This is a genomic window from uncultured Gimesia sp., assembly GCF_937919775.1.
In the GTDB taxonomy this organism is placed as follows: domain Bacteria; phylum Planctomycetota; class Planctomycetia; order Planctomycetales; family Planctomycetaceae; genus Gimesia.
This window is the reverse complement of record NZ_CALFPF010000435.1, coordinates 1-1,928: the sequence shown is the minus strand read 5'-3', so window position 1 is coordinate 1,928 and position 1,928 is coordinate 1. Positions and strand designations below refer to the sequence as shown.

Genomic DNA, 1,928 nt, shown 5'->3' with positions numbered 1-1,928 from the left:
AGGAAGATGATTTCAAACGGAGTGGAAGTGAGCAACCGGCTTCACAATCCGAGTCATCACTGTCGGAGCAATCGGTACGAGAGATCTATCTCTACACTGATCTGGCCCGCTCTGCCTGGAGAAGACAGCCCTCACAGTTAATCAAAGAGCAACTGGAAAAACTGAAGTGGCTGGGGATCTATATTATTGATGTGGGGGTCACAAACCCGCAGAATATCGGCATATCACAGATTGGTCTTTCCCATGAGTCAATCACACTCGGAAATTCGGTTAGTTTAAAAGCAGAAATCGTCTCTACCGGAATTACAGCTGAGAATACACTTCTTGAACTGTATACGCAAAATGAAAAAGGGCAATTGATCAAACGAGATCAAAGACCGCTCTCCACAGTGAATTCCTCATCAGAGCATGCTGCAACTGACAACGACTCTGCTCCCCTGCAAGGAGTGCAACTGGAAATGAGCCTTCCGAATATCAATCAGAAAATCACACAGGGTGAATTACGAATCACATCATCAGACCCGTATCTTCCTGACGATGTCCGTTATTTTACGATTGAGGCAGAACCACCGCCTGAAATTTTAGTCGTCAGTCCCGATCAGAACTCGGCACGATTATGGAGTGATGTATTGGCTCCTGAAAAACTCGTCGCTTTGAAAAAAAATCACTATCGAAGCAAAGTGGTGTCTCTTAACGAAATTGAATCACTGCCACTGGAACAATATGCAGCCGTTTACTTGATCAACATCACGGATTTGCCCGCCACCAGTTGGCAGCAATTCACGGAATATGCTGAAAAAGGGGGAGGTGTTTGTTTCATTTTAGGCAGTGACGGAAATGCCCCCGAATCGATGATCGTCTCTTTCAATTCGGAAGTGGCTCAGAAGTTACTCCCCGTGGAACTGCTCGGATCGCTGAAATTTATTCCACCTGAATTTTTAGACCTGGAAAATAACCAGCACGCGCTATTCTCTTACTTTCAGAATCTGGGTGGGACGGGAGAACTTTCGTCAATGGAGATTAACCGATTCTGGCGTGTCGATCCTGCCAATCGAGGGCAGGTCATTGCCTTTTATACCGATTCCCGATATTCCCCTGCGATTGTGGAACAATCCCTGGGGCAGGGAAAAGTGGTTGTCTTAACGACCGGCATCGACGCCACCGGCTGGAGCCAGCTTTTATTAGCCCGCTGGTCCTATCTGGCGTTTGCCGACCAACTGACCCGTTATCTGATCCGGACACGATCCAATCGGACAAACTATCTCGCAGGAGAAGTCGCCAGTTATCAATGGCCAGCATCCGGTGATGGCGCGATTTCGTTTCTATTAAGAACCCCCGACTTAAAACAACTGCCCATCGAAGTTCCAGCCGGCAAGCATCAGGTTTTAATTCCGGATACGACTGTTGTCGGTCCTTATCAACTCATTGACAACTCAGGAAACAAAACACGTTTATCGACTGGGTTCAGTATCAATGCGTCCCCCGGAGAAAGTGATTTCCAGCCAATATCAGCCGAAGAACTCAATCAGATTCTAGGAGCAGAACGCTACAGCCTGGCACGCGACACAGAAGGGCTCAAACGAACAATTCGTACCGGGCGGCTGGGAGTCGAAATTTTCCCCCTGCTTGCCACCCTGCTTCTGATCTTTTTCTGTCTGGAACATTTTACGGCAAATTATTTTTACGAAATTGACCAGTCAGCAGAAACGTCTTCCTGAAATACGGAAAAACTCTTCAGAACATAAAACTTTGATTCGAATACGTTATGAAACCAATCCTTGAACCAATCTGGTCCTGGCCGACGATGATCCTGATCATGGTCGCATTGATTGCATTGGTTTTGGTGACTTATCCCCAACGAGTAAAACACTTATCACCACTGCTGCGTCGTTCGCTGTTAGGTATGCGGCTCTTTACAGTTTTACTGC

1 protein-coding gene is annotated in these 1,928 nt (G+C 46.9%); it reads left to right on the top strand.

Translation table 11 applies throughout. The annotated features are described in order from the left end of the window. Window positions 1-1,718 (top strand): hypothetical protein (locus Q0294_RS12160; RefSeq protein ID WP_299465439.1); only part of this gene is annotated, 1,718 nt, incomplete at its 5' end. Between the last annotated feature and the right edge of the window lie 210 nt (window positions 1,719-1,928).